This window comes from Mesorhizobium sp. B2-5-11, assembly GCF_006440835.1.
Lineage (GTDB): Bacteria > Pseudomonadota > Alphaproteobacteria > Rhizobiales > Rhizobiaceae > Mesorhizobium.
Genome location: NZ_VFUK01000005.1, coordinates 193093 through 211244, shown reverse-complemented (window position 1 = coordinate 211244; position 18152 = coordinate 193093). Strand labels below are relative to the sequence as shown.

Genomic DNA, 18152 nt, shown 5'->3' with positions numbered 1-18152 from the left:
ACCATGAAGACCGCAATCAAACTTGCACTATCGACCTTGGCGCTGTGCGCCCTGTCGGCGCACTCGCTGGCCCAGGAACTCCGAGTGACCGTGTGGACGGGCAGCGAGGCCCACCTCAAGATGCTGAACGGCATCGCCCAGGGCTTCATCGCCAAGCATCCGGGCGTCACGGTGAAATTCGAGACCGTTCCGGTCGCCGACTACACGCAGAAGCTCACTTTCCAGGTCGCCGGGGGCAACGCCCCCGACATCGCCTGGATGATGGAGGATGCCGCACCCGCCTTCGAGAACGCCGGGCTGCTGATGGACATCGGCCCGACGCTCAAGGCGACCGAGGGATACAATTTCGACGATTTCTCCCAGCCCGCCATGGCGCTCTGGCAGAAGGACGGCAAGGTCTACGGCGTGCCCTTCTCCACCTCGCCTTTCCTGATCTACTACAACAAGGACATGTTCGACAAAGCAGGTGTCGAAGATCCCAACCAGCTCGCCGCGAAGGGCGAGTGGAACATGCAGAAATTCCAGGAGGTCGCCAAGAAGATCACCGAGGCCAATCCCGGCAAATGGGGCTTCGAATTCAAGGATGGCGAAGGTTACGCATCGCGTATGACGCACGCCTTGCTGCCGCCCGTGCGCGCTTACGGCGGTGATCTGTGGGCCGACGGCCAGTGCGGCCTCGACAAGCCTGAAGCGGTGGCTGCCATCAAGCAGCTCCATGATATGGTGTTCAAGGACAGGTCGATCGTGCCGCCGGGAGAGCAGGGCGACTACTTCTCCGGCAATTCGGCGATGACCGTGAACCAGATCTCGCGAGCCTCGAAGATGCCCGAGGCAGGCTTCAAATGGGGCATCGCCCCCTTGCCTTCGGGACCCGCCGGCGAAGCTCCGGTCATCGGCCAGGCCGCGCTGACAGTCTTTGCGTCCGGCAAGAACAAGGAGCTTGCCGCGCAACTGGTGGCCGACATGACCAGCAAGGACAATGTGGCTGTCATGGCCCAGTTCTTTCCGCCGGCCCGCAAGAGCGTCCTGGAGAGCGACGCCTTCGTCAACTCCAACAAGCTGATCCCGCCCGAGCAGATGAAAAGCGTCGCCGCAGCGATCGTCAACGGCCGCGTTCACCCTTCGCATGAGCATGTGCCGCAGATATTCGCCGCGATGGCGCCGCGCGTCGACGCGCTGTGGCGGGCCGACGCCAATGTCGAAGAGGCGCTGAAGGGCGTCTGCGCCGCCATTCAGCCATTGCTCTGACAGGATTTCGGTTCATGGCCGGCATGGCATCCCGGGACAATGCGGCGCGCCCTGCCAGCGCGCCGTGGCTGAGCTTGAAGGCCAGGGAGATGCTGGAGGCATGGCTGTTCGTCAGCCCGACCTTGATCGGCTTCCTGGTCTTCTTCCTTGGGCCGCTGGTCGCCATCTTCTATTATTCGACGACCGAGTGGAACCTGCTCAGCCAGCAGGCGACCTTCGTCGGGCTTCGCAATTTCCAGAATGCGCTGCTGGAGAACCCCGACTTCTGGCATGTCGTGCGCAATTCCGTGATCTTCGCGCTGGGGCTCGTTCCCCTGAACATGGCGCTGGCGCTCTCCCTCGCGCTGGCGCTTTCGCGGCCGTTCTTCGGTGTCGTCTTCTTTCGCACGGTCTTCTTCGCGCCGGTGGTCACATCGGCAATCGCCTGGGCCATCGTCTGGAAATTCATGCTGCAGGGCGAAGGCGGCGCCGTGAACCAGATGCTCGCCTGGATCGGCATCGATGGCCCGAATTGGTTGCGCGAGCCCAACTGGGCGATGGCGGCCGTCATCGTCACCCGAGTCATCAAGATGGTCGGCCTCAACATGATCCTCTACATCGCCGCGCTCCAATCGATACCGCGCGACTACGAGGAGGCAGCGGCGCTGGAAGGCGCCTCGCGCTGGCAGGTCTTTCGCATGATCACCTGGCCGCTGCTCGCGCCGACGACGCTGGTCATCATGGTTCTGACGACGATCGGCTCGTTCAAGGTGTTCGACCACATCTACCAGATGACCGGCGGCGGCCCGGAAAACGGCACCCTGGTGCTGGCCTTCTACATCTATCAGCAAGGCTTCAAATTCTTCAACGTCGGCTACGCGGCCGCGCTGGCCCTGATCATGTTCGTCATCGTGATGGCGCTCACCCTCGTGCAGGTGATGTTGCGGCGGAAGGAGATGGAGTGACCCAGCGCCGGACCGAGATTCTCTATCGCATCTGCTGGACCATGGCGCTGCTGCTTTTGGCCGTGCCCTTCGTGTTCCCGTTCCTGTGGATGATTTCCGGCGGCTTCAAGAGCACCACCGAAATCTTCGGCGCGCCGACCTTGATTCCCCGCGTCTGGCGCTTCGAGAACTTCGCGGAAGTGTTCACCTATCAGCCCTTCGCGCGGCAGTATTTCAACTCGCTCTACATCGCCGCGACGGTGACGGTGCTGACCTTGTTCATCGCCTCGCTCGCGGGCTACGCGCTGGCGCGCATCCGCTTTGCCGGCGCCGGGCTGTTGATGCTGTTCCTGATGATGGCACTGATGGTGCCGGAAGAGGTCACCATCATCCCTAATTTCTTCCTGATCCGCGCCATGGGCCTGATCGACACGCACTGGCCGCTCATCCTTCTGCCGGTCTTCGGCCCGCAGGGCGTGGTGGCGACCTTCCTGATGCGTCAGTTCTTCCTGGCGCTGCCCAGGGAACTCGAAGAGGCCGGCAAGATGGACGGCCTCTCGCGCTTCGGCGTCTGGTTGAAGATCGCCCTGCCCATGGCGCGGCCGGCGCTTGCGGCGGTTGCGATCATCACCTTCCTGCATTCGTGGAACCTGTTCCTCGAACCGCTGATCTTCCTCAGTTCGCTTGAAAAATTCACGCTGCCGCTGGCGCTGTCCAACTTCAACGACAGTTACGGCCTGCCCTTGTGGAACCTGCAATTGGCGGCGACGAGCCTGGCCGTGGTTCCCATCCTCATCATCTATCTGATCGCCCAGCGCCAGATCATCGAGAGCTTCGCCCTCTCCGGCGTCAAGGGATAAGGGGAGTCATGACAAAGCTTCTGCTCAAGGACATCCGCAAGCGGTTCGGAACGGTCGAGGTGATCCGTGGCGTCGATCTCGAGATCGAGGATGGCGAGTTCGTGGTCTTCGTCGGCCCGTCGGGATGCGGGAAGTCGACGCTGTTGCGGCTGATCTCCGGCCTCGAGCATCTCAGCGAGGGCGAACTCCACATTGGCGGCCGTCTGGTCAATGAGGTTCCGGCGGCCAGGCGCGGCGTGGCCATGGTGTTCCAGTCCTACGCGCTCTACCCTCACCTGACCGTCCGCGACAATATGGGCTTCGGCCTCAAGGTCCGCAAAGTGCCGGCCGGCGAGCGCGCCCGGCGCGTCTCGGAGGCCGCCGCGACGCTGAAGCTCGAGCCGTTGCTCGACCGTTTCCCGCGTCAGCTGTCGGGCGGGCAGCGCCAGCGCGTGGCCATCGGCCGCGCCATCGTCGCCAATCCCGACGTCTTCCTTTTCGACGAACCGCTTTCGAACCTCGACGCCGAACTGCGTGTGCACATGCGCTCCGAGATCGCCGCGCTCCACCAGCGCCTGTCGACGACGATGATCTACGTGACCCACGATCAGATCGAGGCCATGACGCTTGCCGACAAGATCGTGGTGTTGCGCGACGGAAAGATCGAACAGGTCGGCTCACCGCGCGAGCTCTACGACAGCCCCCGAACCATTTTCGTCGCCCAGTTCATCGGCAGCCCGAAGATGAACATCCTGCCGCTCGCCGATGGACGGCCAATCACCCACGGGGCGTCCGTGCCTGCGGCGGCCGTCTCGATCGGCGTTCGGCCCGAGCACCTGTCGCTGGCCCAGCCTTCGTCCGCCACGCTGCGCGGCAAGGTAAAGCTTGCCGAATACACTGGCGCCGTCACGCTCATCCACGTTGAATTGGACGCGGGCCAGACTTGTCTTGTCATCCACAATCAAGGAACGGCGCCCGAGATCGGCGCCGAGATCGGCCTGGACGCAGCCCCGACGAACCTGCACTTCTTCGACGGCGAGGGCCGCGCGGTCTGACGCGATCAGGAATGGCCAGCGCGTAGCCGGCGTGCGGACGCGATAACCCGCGGAAGCATGAGAACGGGCGAATGACCCGCCGCATTGCCTTCTGTACCCGCTCGCTGGATAGTTCCGGCCATGCTGCAGAGCCTGACGACTCACTGGCCTCAAATCCTGGCGATCATCTCGGTGATGATCGCCAGCGTTGGCATTGCCCATGCCGTCATGACCAAGGAGGACGTCCGGGCCGCCACCGGCTGGGTCGGCGTGATGGTGCTGTCGCCGATCCTGGGCGTGCTGATCTATGCCGTGGCCGGCATCAACCGCATCCGGCGCGCCTCGATCAGCGCACAGCGCTCGCTTGCCGGCGATCTGGCGTCCGCCAGGCACGACCGCGACATTGCCGCCGAGGAGGCCCTGATCGTCGAACGATACGGGCCGCGCTTCATCGGCCTCAGGACGCTGGGCGACAGGGTGGCGCGGCGCGCGCTTCATCCGGGAAATGCCATCACGGTCCTGGAAACAGGCGACGAAGCCTATACCGCGATGTGTGCGGCCATCGACGGCGCCGAACGCAGCGTCCTGCTCGAAACCTATATTTTCGACAATGACCCCGTCGGCCTGCTCTTCGTGGAATCCCTTGCCCGGGCGGTCCGCCGCGGCGTCAGCGTGCGCGTGTTGATCGACGCCGTAGGCGCCCGCTATTCCGTGCCCAGCATATTGGGCCACCTGCGCGGCGCCGACATCACCGCCGGGCTCTTCAACGGCAACATCGTCATGGGCCTGCACCTGCCCTATGCCAATCTGAGGACCCACCGGAAGATCCTGGTGGTCGACGGCACGGTTGTCTTTACCGGCGGCATGAACATTCGCAAGGGCTTTTCCGCCGAGTTTGCCGGCTCCAACAGTTCCAGGGACACGCATTTTCGCGTGACCGGTCCAGTGGTAGCCGACCTCTTTTCGGTTGCCGCCGAAGATTGGCGTTTCGCCAGCAACGAGGCGCTGACGGGCGATGCCTGGCGAATTGCCCCGCTGTCGCCGGCGCCCGCCACGCCCATGCTGGTGCGGGCGGTCGCGTCCGGCCCGGACGCCAGCGTCGAGACCAATCACAAGCTGCTGATCGGCGCCTTCTCCGTCGCGCGCAAATCGATCCGCCTCATGTCGCCCTATTTCCTGCCGGACCGCGAACTGATCAGCGCCCTGACGACCGCGGCAAGACGCGGTGTCGAAATCGATATCGTGGTGCCGGCGGTGAACAATCTTTTCCTTGTCGACCGTGCGATGACGGCGCAATTCGACCAGGTTCTGAAGCACTATTGCCGCGTCTGGCGCACGGAAGGACCTTTCGACCATTCGAAGCTGCTTTCGATCGATGGCGCATGGGCCTATATCGGGTCTTCCAACCTTGACGCCAGGTCGCTACGGCTCAATTTCGAGATCGACCTGGAGGTACTCGACGCCGGCTTCGCCAGCGAGGTCGAAAAGCGGATCGCGGCGGCGATCGAGACGGCCGTCCCTGTCACGCTGGAAGCATTGCGGGCGCGGCCATTCGTCATCCGTCTGTTCGATCGCATCCTGTGGCTGGGCTCGCCCTATCTTTAACAAAAGGACGTGTTTGCCAGATAGCTTGAAATCGATGATGGAACAGATGCCGAAAGGTTCTATTTTTTGAGGTGCATGGTGCAAGCAGCAGGAATGGCGGGCAAACGATGCGGGTGAACGGGCGCAGCCTGCCGGCAAGCATGCTTTTGTCCATTCGCGACAAGCGGATGCGGAAGGCCAATGCCACGTCGACCAACAAGGCGGACGCCACCGGAACGCTGGTCGCCTCCTACAATGTCCACAAATGCATCGGCGTCGACCGCAAGTTCGATCCCGAGCGCACCAGTCGCGTCATCCGCGAGATCGACCCGGATGTCATCGCCCTGCAGGAAGCGGACAATCGTTTCGGCGACCGGACCGGACTTCTCGACCTGTCCCGGCTCGAACTGGAAACCGGCCTGGTGCCGGTGCCGATTTCGGCAACCGGCAAGGGCCATGGCTGGCACGGCAACGTCTTGCTTTTCAAAAAGGGCGTCGTGCGCGACGTGCATCAGATCAGGCTTCCCGGGCTGGAACCGCGTGGCGCTCTGGTGGCAGAAATCGACCTCGACGGAAGCCAGTCCCTGCGCGTCATCGCGGCGCATTTGGGCCTGCTGCGCCGTTCGCGGTCGCAGCAGGCACAGGTCGTACTGGATATCATGAACAGCCCCGACGAGAAGCCGACGCTGCTGCTCGGCGACCTCAACGAATGGCGCCTCGGAAACCGCTCCGCGCTGAACACGCTGCATCTGACGTTTGGACCGTTGCCTCCGGCTGTTCCCACCTTCCCCTCGAACCTGCCCCTGCTGGCGCTCGACCGCATCATGGCCAACCGGCACGGAATGATCGCGGCCGTCGAAGCGCATGACACGCCGCTGTCGCGGGTCGCCTCCGACCATCTGCCGCTGACCGCCTTTGTCCGCCTGTAGCCACGCGCCGATAACGCCTTGATGTCGACCGCGTTGGAAAGCGTGTAGGGCGGTATCGGAACGGCGGCTCCTTTTGCGAGTTGATATGGCTTGGACAACAGGAGGACGAGACATGAGAAGCTTTTTCCTGGCCTCGATGATGGCGTTGGCCGCTTCGGCTTCCGTCATTGCGCCGACGCAGGCCGCGAGCGTCACCATCCAGTCCGGCGACGAGCCCCAGTATTCGCCCGACGACGACTATGACAATGGCGAGGTCGTCGTGCGCCGCCATCACGATCGCCAGCGTTATATCGACAATCGCTATAACGACGACGAGGACAGCGATGTTCGTTACAGCGACCGCGAATACCGCCGCTACCATCGTCACCACCGCTGCCACATCGAGTTGGTGAAACACTGGCGCCACCATCACAGGGTGATCGAAGAGGTTCGTGTCTGCACCTGACCCGAGGATCGCTGAAGTGCATCTGCGTGGCCTGATTGCAATGCGGTAAGCTGCGGCCACGCCCCTTCTGCTGCACTGGCTATGCCGCATTGCACAATTCCGCGACCTTGCCCACAATGCGGGGCATGGTCCTATCCTCCCTAGCCGTCCTGGTGATCGACGAAAACCGTATCCGCGCCTCGATCATCGAGGCGGGACTGCGCGAGGCCGGCCATCAGCGGGTGACCGTCGTCCATGACGTGGCGGGCATTGCGCGCCGCATCGCCGAGATCGAACCCGACGTGATTGTCATCGACCTCGAAAATCCCAACCGCGACATGCTGGAGAACATGTTCCAGCTGTCGCGCGCGGTGAAGCGCCCGATCGCCATGTTCGTCGACCGTTCCGACCAGGCCTCTATCGAGGCCGCGGTCGATGCCGGCGTGTCCGCCTATGTCGTCGATGGCCTCAGGCAGGAACGCGTGAAGCCGATCCTCGACATGGCCGTCAGCCGCTTCAACGCCTTTTCTCGCATGGCACGCGAACTGGAGGAAGCGCGCAGCGAACTCGAGAACCGCAAGGTCATCGACCGCGCCAAGGGAATATTGATGAAATCGCGGGGTCTGAGCGAAGACGCGGCCTACACGCTGCTGCGCAAGACGGCGATGAACCAGAACCGCAAGATCAGCGACATCGCCCATAGCCTGGTGACGACAGCCGGGCTGCTCGGGCCGCTGGAGGATGAATGAGCATGACAGCTGCGCATCAGATCACCGCCGGCTTCATGCCCCTGTTCGACAGCGCCGTGCTGGTCGCGGCCGGCGAAATGGGCTTTGCCGCGCGCGAAGGCGTCGATCTCGTCCTCCACCGCGAAACCTCCTGGGCCAACATCCGCGACCGCATCGCCATTGGCCATTTCGACCTTGCCCATATGCTTGGGCCGATGCCGCTCGCCTGCAACCTCGGGCTCACGCCGCTGGCATCCGAGACGATCGTGCCCTTTTCGCTCGGCCTCGGCGGCAATTGCGTCACCATCTCCAACGCCGTCTGGGAAGGCATGGCGGCGCACGGCGCCGTATCGGATCTCGATCCGGCCCGCGCCGGCGCGGCGCTCGGCGCGTTTATCCGCGAACGCGCGGCGGCCGGCCGCGACCCGCTACGCTTCGCCGTCGTGCATCCGCATTCCGGGCACAATTACGAACTGCGCTATTGGCTCGCCGCCTGCGGCATCGACCCCGACGGTGAGATCGAGATCGTCATCGTGCCGCCGCCCTTCATGGCCGACGCGCTGGCCGCCGGCCGCATCGACGGCTATTGCGTCGGCGAACCCTGGAACAGTGCGTCCGTCGCGGCCGGCACCGGCCACATCGTCACCGTCAAGGCGCTTTTGTGGCGCAACAGTCCCGAAAAGGTGATCGGTGCGCGCAAGGCCTGGGCCGAAGCGCAGCCGGAGGCGCTGGCGGCGCTGCTCAGGGCACTGCACCACTCCGCCCGCTGGTGCCAGGACCCGGCCAATCGAGGCGAACTGGCGGCGCTGATGGCGCAGCCCGGCCTCCTTGGCCAGTCCGCCGAAATCCAGATGCCGGTCCTGACCGGACATCTCCGCCTCGGCAGCGGCGCCGAGCGGAACGTCGAGGACTTCTTCGTTCCGTTCGACAAGGCGGCGAACTTTCCCTGGAAGAGCCATGCGCTGTGGTTCTACACCCAGATGGTGCGCTGGGGCGATATCGCGCACACGCCTGAAAACCTCGCCGTCGCCCGCGACTGCTACCGGCCCGACCTCTATCGGGCGGCGCTGAAGCCGCTCGGCGTGGCGCTGCCGGGCGCCAATGCCAAGGTCGAGGGGGCGTTGAAGATCGCAACGCCCGTCGGCTCGGCCGGGGCAAGCCTGGTGCTCGGCCCCGACGGTTTCTTCGACGGCCGCATCTTCGATCCGGACCAGATCGACGCTTATATCGGGGCGCAGCGGCCAGGGTGATCATTTCCGCGCCGTTCTTGTGCATTGCACAAAATTTATGCGGACTGATCGCATAGCTGACCAATGTTTGGCCTTGTCACCTGGTGGCCGGATCTGCCCGTGAATCGGCTATTCAGCTGAATTCATTCGAAATTCCTTTCTAAGGCGAGACTGGCACGGTTCCTGCATTGAAATAACCAGACCCTTAGTGGGTCACGGAACAGGCGTCCAATGGCGGGCGCCCACAGGCAAAGCTGCCGCTCAGGTCAAGACGCGATCCGGATTCCCGGACGCGAAGACCTGGCCGGCGGCTTTTTTGTTTGGCCGAACACGCAATCGACGGTGCTGGTCCCAGGCAGCGCCCAACCGGAGACGACGATGACGAAACGGATCGGAACTGGAACAACCCTCAAGGATTTCACGCGCCGCGATTTTGTCGCCAGCAGCGCGCTGGCGGCGGCGCTGTTCGTCGCAGCGAAGATGCTGTTCCCGGTTGGCGCCGTGGCCGAGGGCAAAGGTGCCCAAGTGAACGCGCCAAGCTCGCCGCGCTGATGCCGCGCCGCTGACCATCGATCAAGAAAACACGCGCGGTGCTTCTCCATCGCAAACCGGAGCCTGACATGACCGCAATCCTCCCAGCCGCGCCCAGCCAGGACAATGCCCCCCGGCAGGCGCTCCTGATGTCCACCATCGCGTTCACAGTCTGCTTTGCGGTGTGGACGATCTTTTCCATCATCGGCGTGCGCATAAAGCAGGAACTTGGGCTGAACGAGACGGAGTTCGGCCTGCTCGTCGGCACGCCGATCCTCACCGGCTCCCTCGTGCGCATGGTGCTCGGCGTCTGGACCGACCGCTATGGCGGACGGCTGGTTTACACCGCCACCATGCTCGCTGCGGCGGTAGCGACCTTCCTGCTCGGTTTTGCGCACACTTACGGACAGATGCTGATCGCTGCACTCGGCGTCGGGCTTGCCGGCGGCTCCTTCGCCGTTGGCGTCGCCTATGTCTCGCGCTTCTTCCCGGCGGGCAGGCAGGGCACGGCGCTCGGCATCTTCGGTGTCGGCAATGTCGGCGCCGCTGTCACCAAATTCCTGGCGCCTTTCGTGCTTCTCGCCTGGGGCTGGCAATCGGTCGCGCTGATCTGGGCGGCAGCACTCGTCATCATGGCCGCCATCTTCTGGTTCACGACCGGCGACGATCCCGTGATTCGCGAGCGCCGCGCCGGCAAGACCACGCCTGCGAGGAGCTTCTGGCAGGAATTCGCGCCGCTGAAGAACCCGCAGGTCTGGCGCTTCGCCTTCTATTACTTCTTCTCCTTCGGTGCGTTCGTGGCGCTGTCGCTGTGGCTGCCGCGCTACCTGATCGGCGTTTACGGCTTCGGGCTGGCGACCGCCGGCATGATCGGCGCGGCTTATTCGATTCCCGCGAGCATCTTCCGCGCCTATGGCGGAGTGCTTTCCGACCGCGTCGGCGCTCGTACCGTACTCTACTGGACCTTCTCCGTTTGTGCCGTCGCGACCTTGGTGCTGTCTCTCCCCTCGGCAGACTATGTGGTGCGCGGCATCAGCGGGCCGATCGCCTTCCATTTCGAGATCGGCCCGCTCGCCTTCATCGCCGTCGCCTGCGTGCTCGGCTTCTTCATGAGCCTCGGCAAGGCCGCCGTCTACAAACATATCCCGGCTTACTATCCGCAGAGCGTCGGGGCCGTTGGCGGCGTCGTGGGCATGATCGGCGGCCTTGGCGGCTTCATCCTGCCGATCGCCTTTGGCGCGCTGAACGATCTCACCGGCGTCTGGTCGAGTTGCTTCATGCTGCTCTTCGTCCTCGTCGTCGCCTGCTTTGCCTGGATGCATGTCAGCGTCAGGCGGATGGGGCGGGCCGCATCAACCAAGGCGTCGACCCTTTCCTATGCTGCAGAGTGACACCGGAGCGGATTAGGAACATGACCCAAAAACTCGTCATCATCGGCAACGGCATGGCCCCCGGGCGCATGCTGGAGCACCTGCTGGAACAGGCGCCGGACCGCTACAGCGTCACCATCTTCAACGCCGAACCGCGCGTCAATTACGACCGCATCATGCTGTCGCCGGTCCTCTCGGGCGAGAAGGCCTACGAAGAAATCATCATCCATGGCGACGGCTGGTACATCGCCAACAACATCACCCTCTACAAGGGCCACAAGATCGTCGCCATCGACCGCGCAGCGAAGACCGTCACGTCGGACCACGGCGTCACCGAACCCTACGATAAGCTCGTCATCGCCACCGGCTCGGTGCCGTTCATCATCCCGGTGCCCGGCCACAACCTGCCCGGCGTTCTCACCTATCGCGACCTCGACGACGTCCAGGCGATGATGCTCGCGGCCCAGTCGCGCGCCAAGGCTGTGGTCATCGGCGGCGGACTGCTCGGACTGGAAGCAGCAGCGGGCCTCAACGCGCAAGGCATGGACGTCACCGTGCTGCATGTCATGCCGACGCTGATGGAGCGCCAGCTCGATCCGGCGGCAGGCTATCTGTTACAGCGCGCCGTCGAGCAGCGCGGGATCAAGGTTGTCACCAAGGCCAATACAAAGGCGATCACGGGCAACGGCAAGGTCGAGCAGGTCGAACTCGTCGACGGCACCGTCATCCCCGCGACGCTGGTGGTGATGGCCGTCGGTATCCGGCCGAACGCAGCGCTGGCGAAGGAGGCGGGCATCGCCGTCAACAGAGGCATCGTCGTCGATGCCGGCATGCGCAGCAACGACCCGGACATCTACGCGCTCGGCGAATGCGCCGAGGTCAACGGCCAGATCTATGGGCTGGTCACCCCCCTATACGAGATGGCCCGCGTCGCCGCCCGCCAGCTCGCCGCCGACGAGGCGGTCGGTTTTGTCCACATGGACACGCCGACCAAGCTCAAGGTCACCGGCATCGACCTGTTCTCGCTCGGCGACTTCGCAGAGGGCGAGGACCGCCAGGAGATCGTGCTGCGCGACGCGGCGGCCGGCGTCTACAAGCGCCTCGTGCTCAAGGACGACCGCATCATCGGCACCGTGCTCTACGGCGAGACCGCGGACGGCGCCTGGTTCAACGACCTCAAGAAGAAGCAAACAGACATATCGCAAATGCGCGATACGTTGATCTTCGGCCAGTCCTACCAGGGGGGTGCCCCACTGGACCCTATGGCGGCCGTTGCAGCCTTGCCGGATGATGCGGAAATCTGCGGCTGCAACGGCGTCTGCAAGGGCAAGATCACGGGCGCGATCGCGGCCAAGGGGCTGACTTCGCTCGACGACGTGCGCGCGCACACCAAGGCGTCGGCCTCCTGCGGCTCCTGCACCGGGCTGGTCGAAAAACTGATGGTGCTGACCATCGGCGACAAGTACAACCCGGCCGCCGTACAGCCCATGTGCTCCTGCACGACGCTCGGCCATGACGAGGTGCGCCGGCTGATCAAGGCCAAGGCGCTGAAGACCATTCCCGCGATCATGCAGGAACTGGAATGGAAAACCTCCTGCGGCTGCGCCAAATGCCGGCCGGCACTCAACTATTATCTCGTCTGCGACTGGCCGGACGAATACGCGGACGACTACCAGTCACGCTTCATCAACGAGCGCGTCCACGCCAACATCCAGAAGGACGGCACCTATTCGGTGGTGCCGCGCATGTGGGGCGGCGTCACCAATGCCGCCGAACTGCGCGCCATCGCCGATGTCGTCGATAAGTTCGATATCCCGATGGTCAAGGTCACCGGCGGCCAGCGCATCGACATGCTGGGCATCCGCAAGGAAGACCTGCCGGCGGTGTGGGCCGATCTCGGCCAGGCCGGCTTCGTCTCCGGCCACGCCTATGCCAAAGGCCTGCGCACGGTGAAGACCTGCGTCGGTTCCGACTGGTGCCGCTTCGGCACGCAGGATTCCACCGGCCTCGGCATCCGCATCGAGAAATTCATGTGGGGCTCGTGGACGCCGGCCAAGGTCAAGATGGCGGTGTCGGGTTGTCCGAGGAACTGCGCCGAGGCGACCTGCAAAGACGTCGGCGTCATCTGCGTCGACAGTGGCTACGAGATCCACTTCGCGGGTGCGGCAGGCCTCGACATCAAGGGCACCGAAGTGCTTGGCCTGGTCAAGACCGAGGACGAAGCGCTGGAGCATATCGTGGCGCTGACGCAGATGTACCGCGAGCAGGCCCGCTATCTCGAACGCATCTACAAATGGGCCAAGCGCGTCGGCATCGCCGAGATCAAGCGCCAGATCATGAACGATGGCGACAAGCGCAAGGCCTTCTACGACCGCTTCGTCTTTTCCCAGAAATTCGCCCAGGTCGATCCGTGGTCGGAACGCGTGTCAGGCAAGGACAAGCACGAGTTCCGGCCGATGGCCTCGGTCGGGTTCGCGGAGGCGGCGGAGTGATGGAGATGTTCGCGCGAGCCACCCCCCTCTGTCCTGCCGGCCATCTCCCCCTCAAGGGGGGAGATTGGATGCCACAACGGCCTTTGCCAATCGCCAACTTCGCAGAACGGACGCCATCAGCAAAACTGCCGATCTCCCCCCTCGAGGGGGAGATGTCCGGCAGGACAGAGGGGGGCGCCTGGGCGCATTCGTATCAAGTAAAGGCGACCCAATGACCTGGACACCGATCGGCTCCCTGTCCGACATCCCCCGCCGGGGCGCGCGCTGTGTTGCCACGCCGCAGGGCAAGATCGCTATCTTCCGCACCGCCGAGGACCAGGTCTTCGCCATCGACGATCATTGCCCGCACAGAGGCGGGCCGCTGAGCCAGGGCATCGTGCATGGCGCGGCGGTCACCTGCCCCCTGCACAGTTGGGTCATCTCGCTGGAGACCGGCAAGGCGCTCGGCGCCGACGAGGGCGCGGTGCGCACCATTCCGGTGAAGATCGAGGGCGAGCGTTTGTTCATCGCGCTCGAAGCGCTGGCAAGCCGCGCGGCCTGACCCATGCAGATTGGCGAAGCACGCGAGGTGAGGACCACTTGCCCCTATTGCGGGGTAGGCTGCGGCGTGCTGGCGAAGGTCGCCGCGGACGGGCAGGTGTCGGTCCGCGGCGACCCCGATCATCCCGCGAATTTCGGCCGGCTCTGCTCCAAGGGCTCTGCTCTTGCCGAGACCATAGGTCTTGACGGCAGGCTGCTCCATCCTGAGATCCACGGCCGCCGCGCCTCCTGGGACGAGGCACTCGATCTTGTCGCGTCGACCTTCTCGCAAACCATTGCCGAACATGGGCCGGATGCGGTCGCCTTATATGTCTCCGGCCAGTTGCTGACCGAGGACTATTATCTCGCCAACAAATTGATGAAGGGGTTCATCGGCTCGGCCAATATCGACACCAATTCGCGCCTCTGCATGGCCTCCTCGGTCGCCGGCCATCGCCGCGCCTTCGGCTCCGACACGGTGCCCGGAACCTACGAGGATCTGGAGCTTGCCGATCTCATCGTGCTGGTCGGCTCGAATCTCGCCTGGTGCCATCCCGTGCTCTACCAGCGCATAGCTGCCGCGCGTGAGAAGCGCTCGGAGATGAAAATCGTGCTGGTGGACCCGCGCCGCACCATGACATCCGATATCGCCGACATGCACCTGGCGATCGCGCCCGATGGCGACGTCGCCCTGTTCACCGGCCTGCTCGCTTGGCTCGGCCAGCACAATGCGCTCGACCGCGCCTACATCACGGCGCACACGACCGGCTTCGGACAAGCCCTTTTCGCCGCCTCGGCACTCGACCTTGCCGGCATCGCTGCCGCCACGGGCCTGAGCGAGGACGAGCTCGCCCGCTTCTACGGCCTGTTCGCCGCGACCGGCAAGACTGTCACGGTCTACAGCCAGGGCGTGAACCAGTCGTCGTCCGGCACCGACAAGGTCAACGCCATCATCAATTGCCACCTCGCCACCGGTCGCATCGGCAGGCCCGGCGCCGGGCCGTTCTCGGTCACCGGCCAGCCCAACGCCATGGGCGGACGCGAGGTCGGCGGCATGGCCAACATGCTGGCCGCCCACATGGAGATTGAAAATCCCGGGCATCGAGAACGCGTGAAGCGCTTCTGGAATGCACCTGACATCGTGCAAAAGCCCGGTCTGAAAGCGGTCGACATGTTCCGGGCGGTCGCCGACGGGCGGATCAAGGCGCTGTGGATCCTCGCCACCAATCCTGTCGATTCGATGCCCGATGCCGACGCCGTCGAAGCAGCGATCAAGGCCTGCCCGTTTGTGGTGGTGTCGGACGTGCAGGCCGACACAGACACGGTGCGCCATGCCCATGTCCGGCTGCCGGCCACCGCCTGGGGCGAGAAGGACGGCACCGTCACCAATTCCGAGCGTCGCATCTCACGCCAGCGCCCGTTCCTGGCGGCACCTGGCGAGGCCCGGCCGGATTGGTGGATCATTGCGGAAGTGGCGCGGCGGATGGGTTTTGGCGAAGCGTTCGCGCATGCGTCCCCGGCGGAGGTTTTTGGCGAGCATGCCGCGCTGTCGGGATTTGAAAACGACGGTGGGCGCGATTTCGACATTGGGGTTTATGCCGGCCTCGATGGGGAGGAATACGACGCGCTGGCGCCTTTCCAATGGCCAGCACAGAGCCCGGCCACCCCCCTCTGGCCTGCCGGCCATCTCCCCCTCAAGGGGGGAGATTGGATGCCACGACGGCCTTCGCCAATCGCCGATATCTCAGGACGAGCGCCGTCGACAAAACTGCCGATCTCCCCCCTAGAGGGGGAGATGTCCGGCAGGACAGAGGGGGGCGCCTGGGCTCGACATCTCTCGGAGGGGAACGTTCAAGCTGAGCCCCAACCGGAGAACGATAAAGCAGGGCCACCGAACACCCGCTTCTTCGCCGACGGCAATTTCTACACGCCCGACCGCAAGGCGCGCTTCATCGCCGTCCGCCCTGTCACGGAAACCCGCACGGACGAGAAATTCCCCCTCATCCTCAACACCGGCCGTGTCCGCGACCATTGGCACACCATGACGCGCACCGGCAAAAGCCCGCGTCTGTCGCAGCACATGGCCGAACCCTTCGTCGAGATCCATCCCGACGACGCCGCGCGATACGGCATCGGCGACGCCGACATCGCGCGCGTTTCCAGCCCGCGCGGCGCCGTGCTCGTGCGCGCGCTGATCACGTCCCGCCAGCGCCGGGGCAGCATCTTCGCGCCGATGCACTGGACGGACCAGTTCACCGCCAAGGGCCGGCTCGACACGCTCACCGCGCCGCTCACCGACCCGGTTTCCGGCCAGCCGGCACTGAAGCACGTCGCGGTGCACATCGAGAAATTCGCCGTGATGGCGTTCGGCTTCGCCGTGACCCGACAAAGGCCCGAAGCGGTCGCCGGCGACTATTGGGCCGTGGCCCGCTGCAGGGATGGCTGGCGGGTCGAGCTCGCCTTTGCAGACGACAAAATCGACTGGACGACTTTTGCCCAATCCCTGTTCGGCGCCTCGACCGATGCCGAAATACTCGCCTATCACGACCGCGATGCCGGCCAGCATCGCATCGCCGCCTTCGATGGCGTACAGCTCGCGGGCGCCCTGTTCGTCGCTCCCGGCCCGGTCGCCGTGTCGCGCGGATGGGCAACGCAGCAGCTCGAAGAGGCCCATGCCAGCCAACGCGAGCGCTTCCGCATCGTCGCCGGCCGCGCCGGTGCCGAACGGCGCGATGCCGGCGCGACCGTCTGCTCCTGTTTCAACGTCGGGATCAACCAGATCACGGCGGCGGTGGCTTCCGGCTGCACGAACGTGGAAGCCATCGGCGCCGCGCTGAAGGCAGGCACCAATTGCGGCTCCTGCCGCTCTGAGATCCGCGCCATCATCCAGGCACATCGCGTTCAGGCGGCCGAGTAGGCGGCAGAACCCGCCATCGGCGGCCTCCCGATGCGTATGCGCCGGCGGACCCCGCGTCAGCCCATCATAGCCGGGCGGCAGGACGACACCCGGGGCGTAGCTGCGGTTGTCCAGATCGCTAAGCGCGCCGTACTTGCCGCCGTGTGGGTTGCCGCCGACGTCTCGCCGCCATCATTGGCTACAGAACTGGACTTTAGTCCGAGCTGTCTCATCTGGACACAAAAGCGCAAGGCTGAAAATGTCTTAATGCATGTCGCCCAAAAGTAACCTCGGTTTTGGGAGGACGACATGCACGGAAAAAGCCAAAAGCGCGTCGCATGAATCCGCTTCGACGCGACCCGCTCTTGGAGCGCAGTAAGCTTGGCCAACCAGAAGGAGGCGGATGCTGGACATCGAGGACATAGCCGCTCATCCGGATCTGCACCGCCACGTCCAGGAGCAGTCGCTGGCGCTGATCCACATCTACGAAGCCAGCCCGCGGCTTGCTTCCATATTCGCCACGCAGCAGCGCTGGCTGATGGGCCATGTCGGCCTTGCCATGCATTTCAGGCGCGACCCGGGCGACCGTCGCACCGCGTTGACGGTGTCGCGCTTCATCGAGTTCGTGCATCAGCACAAGGTCGCCAGCCGCAACACCGCCGACGCTTTCATCAAGGAGATGCTGAATTACCGCATCGCCGAATACGTCGCGGGCGGAGACGGGCGCACCCACCCGTTGCAGCCGACAGCGGACACGGTGCGGACATTCACCGGATGGGTGCACGCACATCTAAGCACCCTTGACCGACTCGACGGCGCGGACCGGCTGGCGAAATACCTGGAGCGGCCCGATATGCTCGCCGCCCTGCAGCCCCTCGTGGCCGACGGCCTGCTTTCGTCCAAACCGGTGCGAGAACCCAACCAGACCTTTTCCCTGTTCATCTGGCTCAACAATGGCGGCATCGTCATGGATCGGCTCATGTCCGGCATCGACCCCGACCATGCCGGCCTAGATCGGATTCCGACCAGCGTGGTCTCGGTGGCGGAATTCGCCAGTTGGCTCAAACTGTCGCGCACCCACCTCGCCCGAAAACTACGCGATGCCGAGGCGCTCGGCAGCATCGGCTGGCTGGGCCAGCGCGGCAATTCCGTGATGTGGGTCTCGCACCGCTTCTTTCAGGAATACATGACCGTCCAGGCCGCCAAGCTGGCCATCGTGGATGCCGCCTTCGCAGCATGCTTTTCCACCGACCTCTGAGAGACTCGCCGCTGCCCAGGCTATGAAGGCGGTCCGTGCCGCTGCGTATCCTCGAAACAAAAAAGCCGCCTCGGCGGCGGGACGTCAGCACCATACGAAGAATGACAGCATAACTGCCCTCAGCAGTGAACCTCAGGCCGCAGAACGG

At 64.3% G+C, this 18152-nt stretch carries 15 protein-coding genes; all 15 read left to right on the top strand.

What is annotated here, in order from left to right:
* Positions 1–3 precede the first annotated feature (3 nt).
* The 15 genes from FJ490_RS17600 to FJ490_RS17530 all read left to right on the top strand — a co-directional run bounded on the left by FJ490_RS17600 (position 4) and on the right by FJ490_RS17530 (position 18004).
* Entirely contained in the window at positions 4–1248 is a 1245-nt protein-coding gene (locus FJ490_RS17600; protein ID WP_140496168.1) for a sugar ABC transporter substrate-binding protein, read from the top strand.
* Positions 1249–1271: 23 nt separating this feature from the next.
* On the top strand, positions 1272–2192 hold the full coding sequence (locus FJ490_RS17595) for a sugar ABC transporter permease (protein ID WP_140496454.1): 921 nt from the start codon (positions 1272–1274) through the stop codon (positions 2190–2192).
* Positions 2189–3031 carry a carbohydrate ABC transporter permease gene (locus tag FJ490_RS17590; RefSeq protein ID WP_140496169.1) on the top strand — a complete coding sequence of 281 codons (843 nt, stop codon included), beginning with the start codon at positions 2189–2191 and terminating at the stop codon, positions 3029–3031. The genes FJ490_RS17595 and FJ490_RS17590 overlap by 4 nt, the downstream gene beginning before the upstream one ends.
* 8 nt (positions 3032–3039) lie before the next feature.
* A complete protein-coding gene (locus tag FJ490_RS17585) occupies positions 3040–4065 on the top strand; it encodes an ABC transporter ATP-binding protein (protein WP_140496170.1) in 1026 nt (341 codons plus the stop codon).
* Positions 4066–4185: 120 nt separating this feature from the next.
* Positions 4186–5649: a phosphatidylserine/phosphatidylglycerophosphate/cardiolipin synthase family protein gene (locus FJ490_RS17580; RefSeq protein WP_140560354.1), complete on the top strand. Its 1464-nt coding sequence runs from the start codon at positions 4186–4188 to the stop codon at positions 5647–5649.
* Between the two features lie 107 nt (positions 5650–5756).
* Positions 5757–6557 (top strand): endonuclease/exonuclease/phosphatase family protein, encoded by an 801-nt coding sequence (locus FJ490_RS17575; protein WP_140549708.1) that lies wholly within the window; start codon positions 5757–5759, stop codon positions 6555–6557.
* A gap of 112 nt (positions 6558–6669) precedes the next feature.
* Positions 6670–7002 (top strand): hypothetical protein, encoded by a 333-nt coding sequence (locus tag FJ490_RS17570; RefSeq protein WP_140496173.1) that lies wholly within the window; start codon positions 6670–6672, stop codon positions 7000–7002.
* Positions 7003–7127: 125 nt separating this feature from the next.
* Positions 7128–7730, top strand: a complete 603-nt coding sequence (locus tag FJ490_RS17565) for an ANTAR domain-containing response regulator (RefSeq protein WP_140496174.1) — start codon at positions 7128–7130, stop codon at positions 7728–7730.
* A gap of 2 nt (positions 7731–7732) precedes the next feature.
* Entirely contained in the window at positions 7733–8959 is a 1227-nt protein-coding gene (locus FJ490_RS17560) for a CmpA/NrtA family ABC transporter substrate-binding protein (RefSeq protein ID WP_181165241.1), read from the top strand.
* A gap of 210 nt (positions 8960–9169) precedes the next feature.
* Positions 9170–9490: a hypothetical protein gene (locus FJ490_RS17555; protein ID WP_140496176.1), complete on the top strand. Its 321-nt coding sequence runs from the start codon at positions 9170–9172 to the stop codon at positions 9488–9490.
* 68 nt (positions 9491–9558) lie between these two features.
* The gene (locus tag FJ490_RS17550; RefSeq protein WP_140566293.1) at positions 9559–10860 is read left to right on the top strand and encodes a nitrate/nitrite transporter; all 1302 of its coding nucleotides are present in this window, start codon (positions 9559–9561) and stop codon (positions 10858–10860) included.
* Positions 10861–10880: 20 nt separating this feature from the next.
* Positions 10881–13331, top strand: coding sequence for a nitrite reductase large subunit NirB (gene nirB, locus FJ490_RS17545; protein ID WP_140584387.1), 2451 nt, complete (start codon positions 10881–10883; stop codon positions 13329–13331).
* Positions 13332–13542: 211 nt separating this feature from the next.
* A complete protein-coding gene (gene nirD / locus FJ490_RS17540; RefSeq protein ID WP_140496179.1) occupies positions 13543–13872 on the top strand; it encodes a nitrite reductase small subunit NirD in 330 nt (109 codons plus the stop codon).
* 3 nt (positions 13873–13875) lie between these two features.
* The gene (locus tag FJ490_RS17535) at positions 13876–16767 is read left to right on the top strand and encodes a nitrate reductase (protein ID WP_140729054.1); all 2892 of its coding nucleotides are present in this window, start codon (positions 13876–13878) and stop codon (positions 16765–16767) included.
* 382 nt (positions 16768–17149) lie between these two features.
* Positions 17150–18004: a hypothetical protein gene (locus FJ490_RS17530; protein WP_140632611.1), complete on the top strand. Its 855-nt coding sequence runs from the start codon at positions 17150–17152 to the stop codon at positions 18002–18004.
* Positions 18005–18152 lie beyond the last annotated feature (148 nt).

What these genes read in the sequence shown, in the direction of transcription:
- FJ490_RS17575 (WP_140549708.1), top strand. Translation starts at nt 5,757, where the DNA reads ATGCGGGTGAACGGGCGCAGCCTGCCGGCAAGCATGCTTTTGTCCATT.
- FJ490_RS17600 (WP_140496168.1), top strand. Translation starts at nt 4, where the DNA reads ATGAAGACCGCAATCAAACTTGCACTATCGACCTTGGCGCTGTGCGCC.
- FJ490_RS17560 (WP_181165241.1), top strand. Translation starts at nt 7,733, where the DNA reads ATGACAGCTGCGCATCAGATCACCGCCGGCTTCATGCCCCTGTTCGAC.
- FJ490_RS17550 (WP_140566293.1), top strand. Translation starts at nt 9,559, where the DNA reads ATGACCGCAATCCTCCCAGCCGCGCCCAGCCAGGACAATGCCCCCCGG.
- FJ490_RS17595 (WP_140496454.1), top strand. Translation starts at nt 1,272, where the DNA reads ATGGCATCCCGGGACAATGCGGCGCGCCCTGCCAGCGCGCCGTGGCTG.
- FJ490_RS17565 (WP_140496174.1), top strand. Translation starts at nt 7,128, where the DNA reads ATGGTCCTATCCTCCCTAGCCGTCCTGGTGATCGACGAAAACCGTATC.
- FJ490_RS17580 (WP_140560354.1), top strand. Translation starts at nt 4,186, where the DNA reads ATGCTGCAGAGCCTGACGACTCACTGGCCTCAAATCCTGGCGATCATC.
- FJ490_RS17535 (WP_140729054.1), top strand. Translation starts at nt 13,876, where the DNA reads ATGCAGATTGGCGAAGCACGCGAGGTGAGGACCACTTGCCCCTATTGC.
- FJ490_RS17570 (WP_140496173.1), top strand. Translation starts at nt 6,670, where the DNA reads ATGAGAAGCTTTTTCCTGGCCTCGATGATGGCGTTGGCCGCTTCGGCT.
- nirB (WP_140584387.1), top strand. Translation starts at nt 10,881, where the DNA reads ATGACCCAAAAACTCGTCATCATCGGCAACGGCATGGCCCCCGGGCGC.
- FJ490_RS17530 (WP_140632611.1), top strand. Translation starts at nt 17,150, where the DNA reads ATGCTGGACATCGAGGACATAGCCGCTCATCCGGATCTGCACCGCCAC.
- FJ490_RS17555 (WP_140496176.1), top strand. Translation starts at nt 9,170, where the DNA reads ATGGCGGGCGCCCACAGGCAAAGCTGCCGCTCAGGTCAAGACGCGATC.
- nirD (WP_140496179.1), top strand. Translation starts at nt 13,543, where the DNA reads ATGACCTGGACACCGATCGGCTCCCTGTCCGACATCCCCCGCCGGGGC.
- FJ490_RS17585 (WP_140496170.1), top strand. Translation starts at nt 3,040, where the DNA reads ATGACAAAGCTTCTGCTCAAGGACATCCGCAAGCGGTTCGGAACGGTC.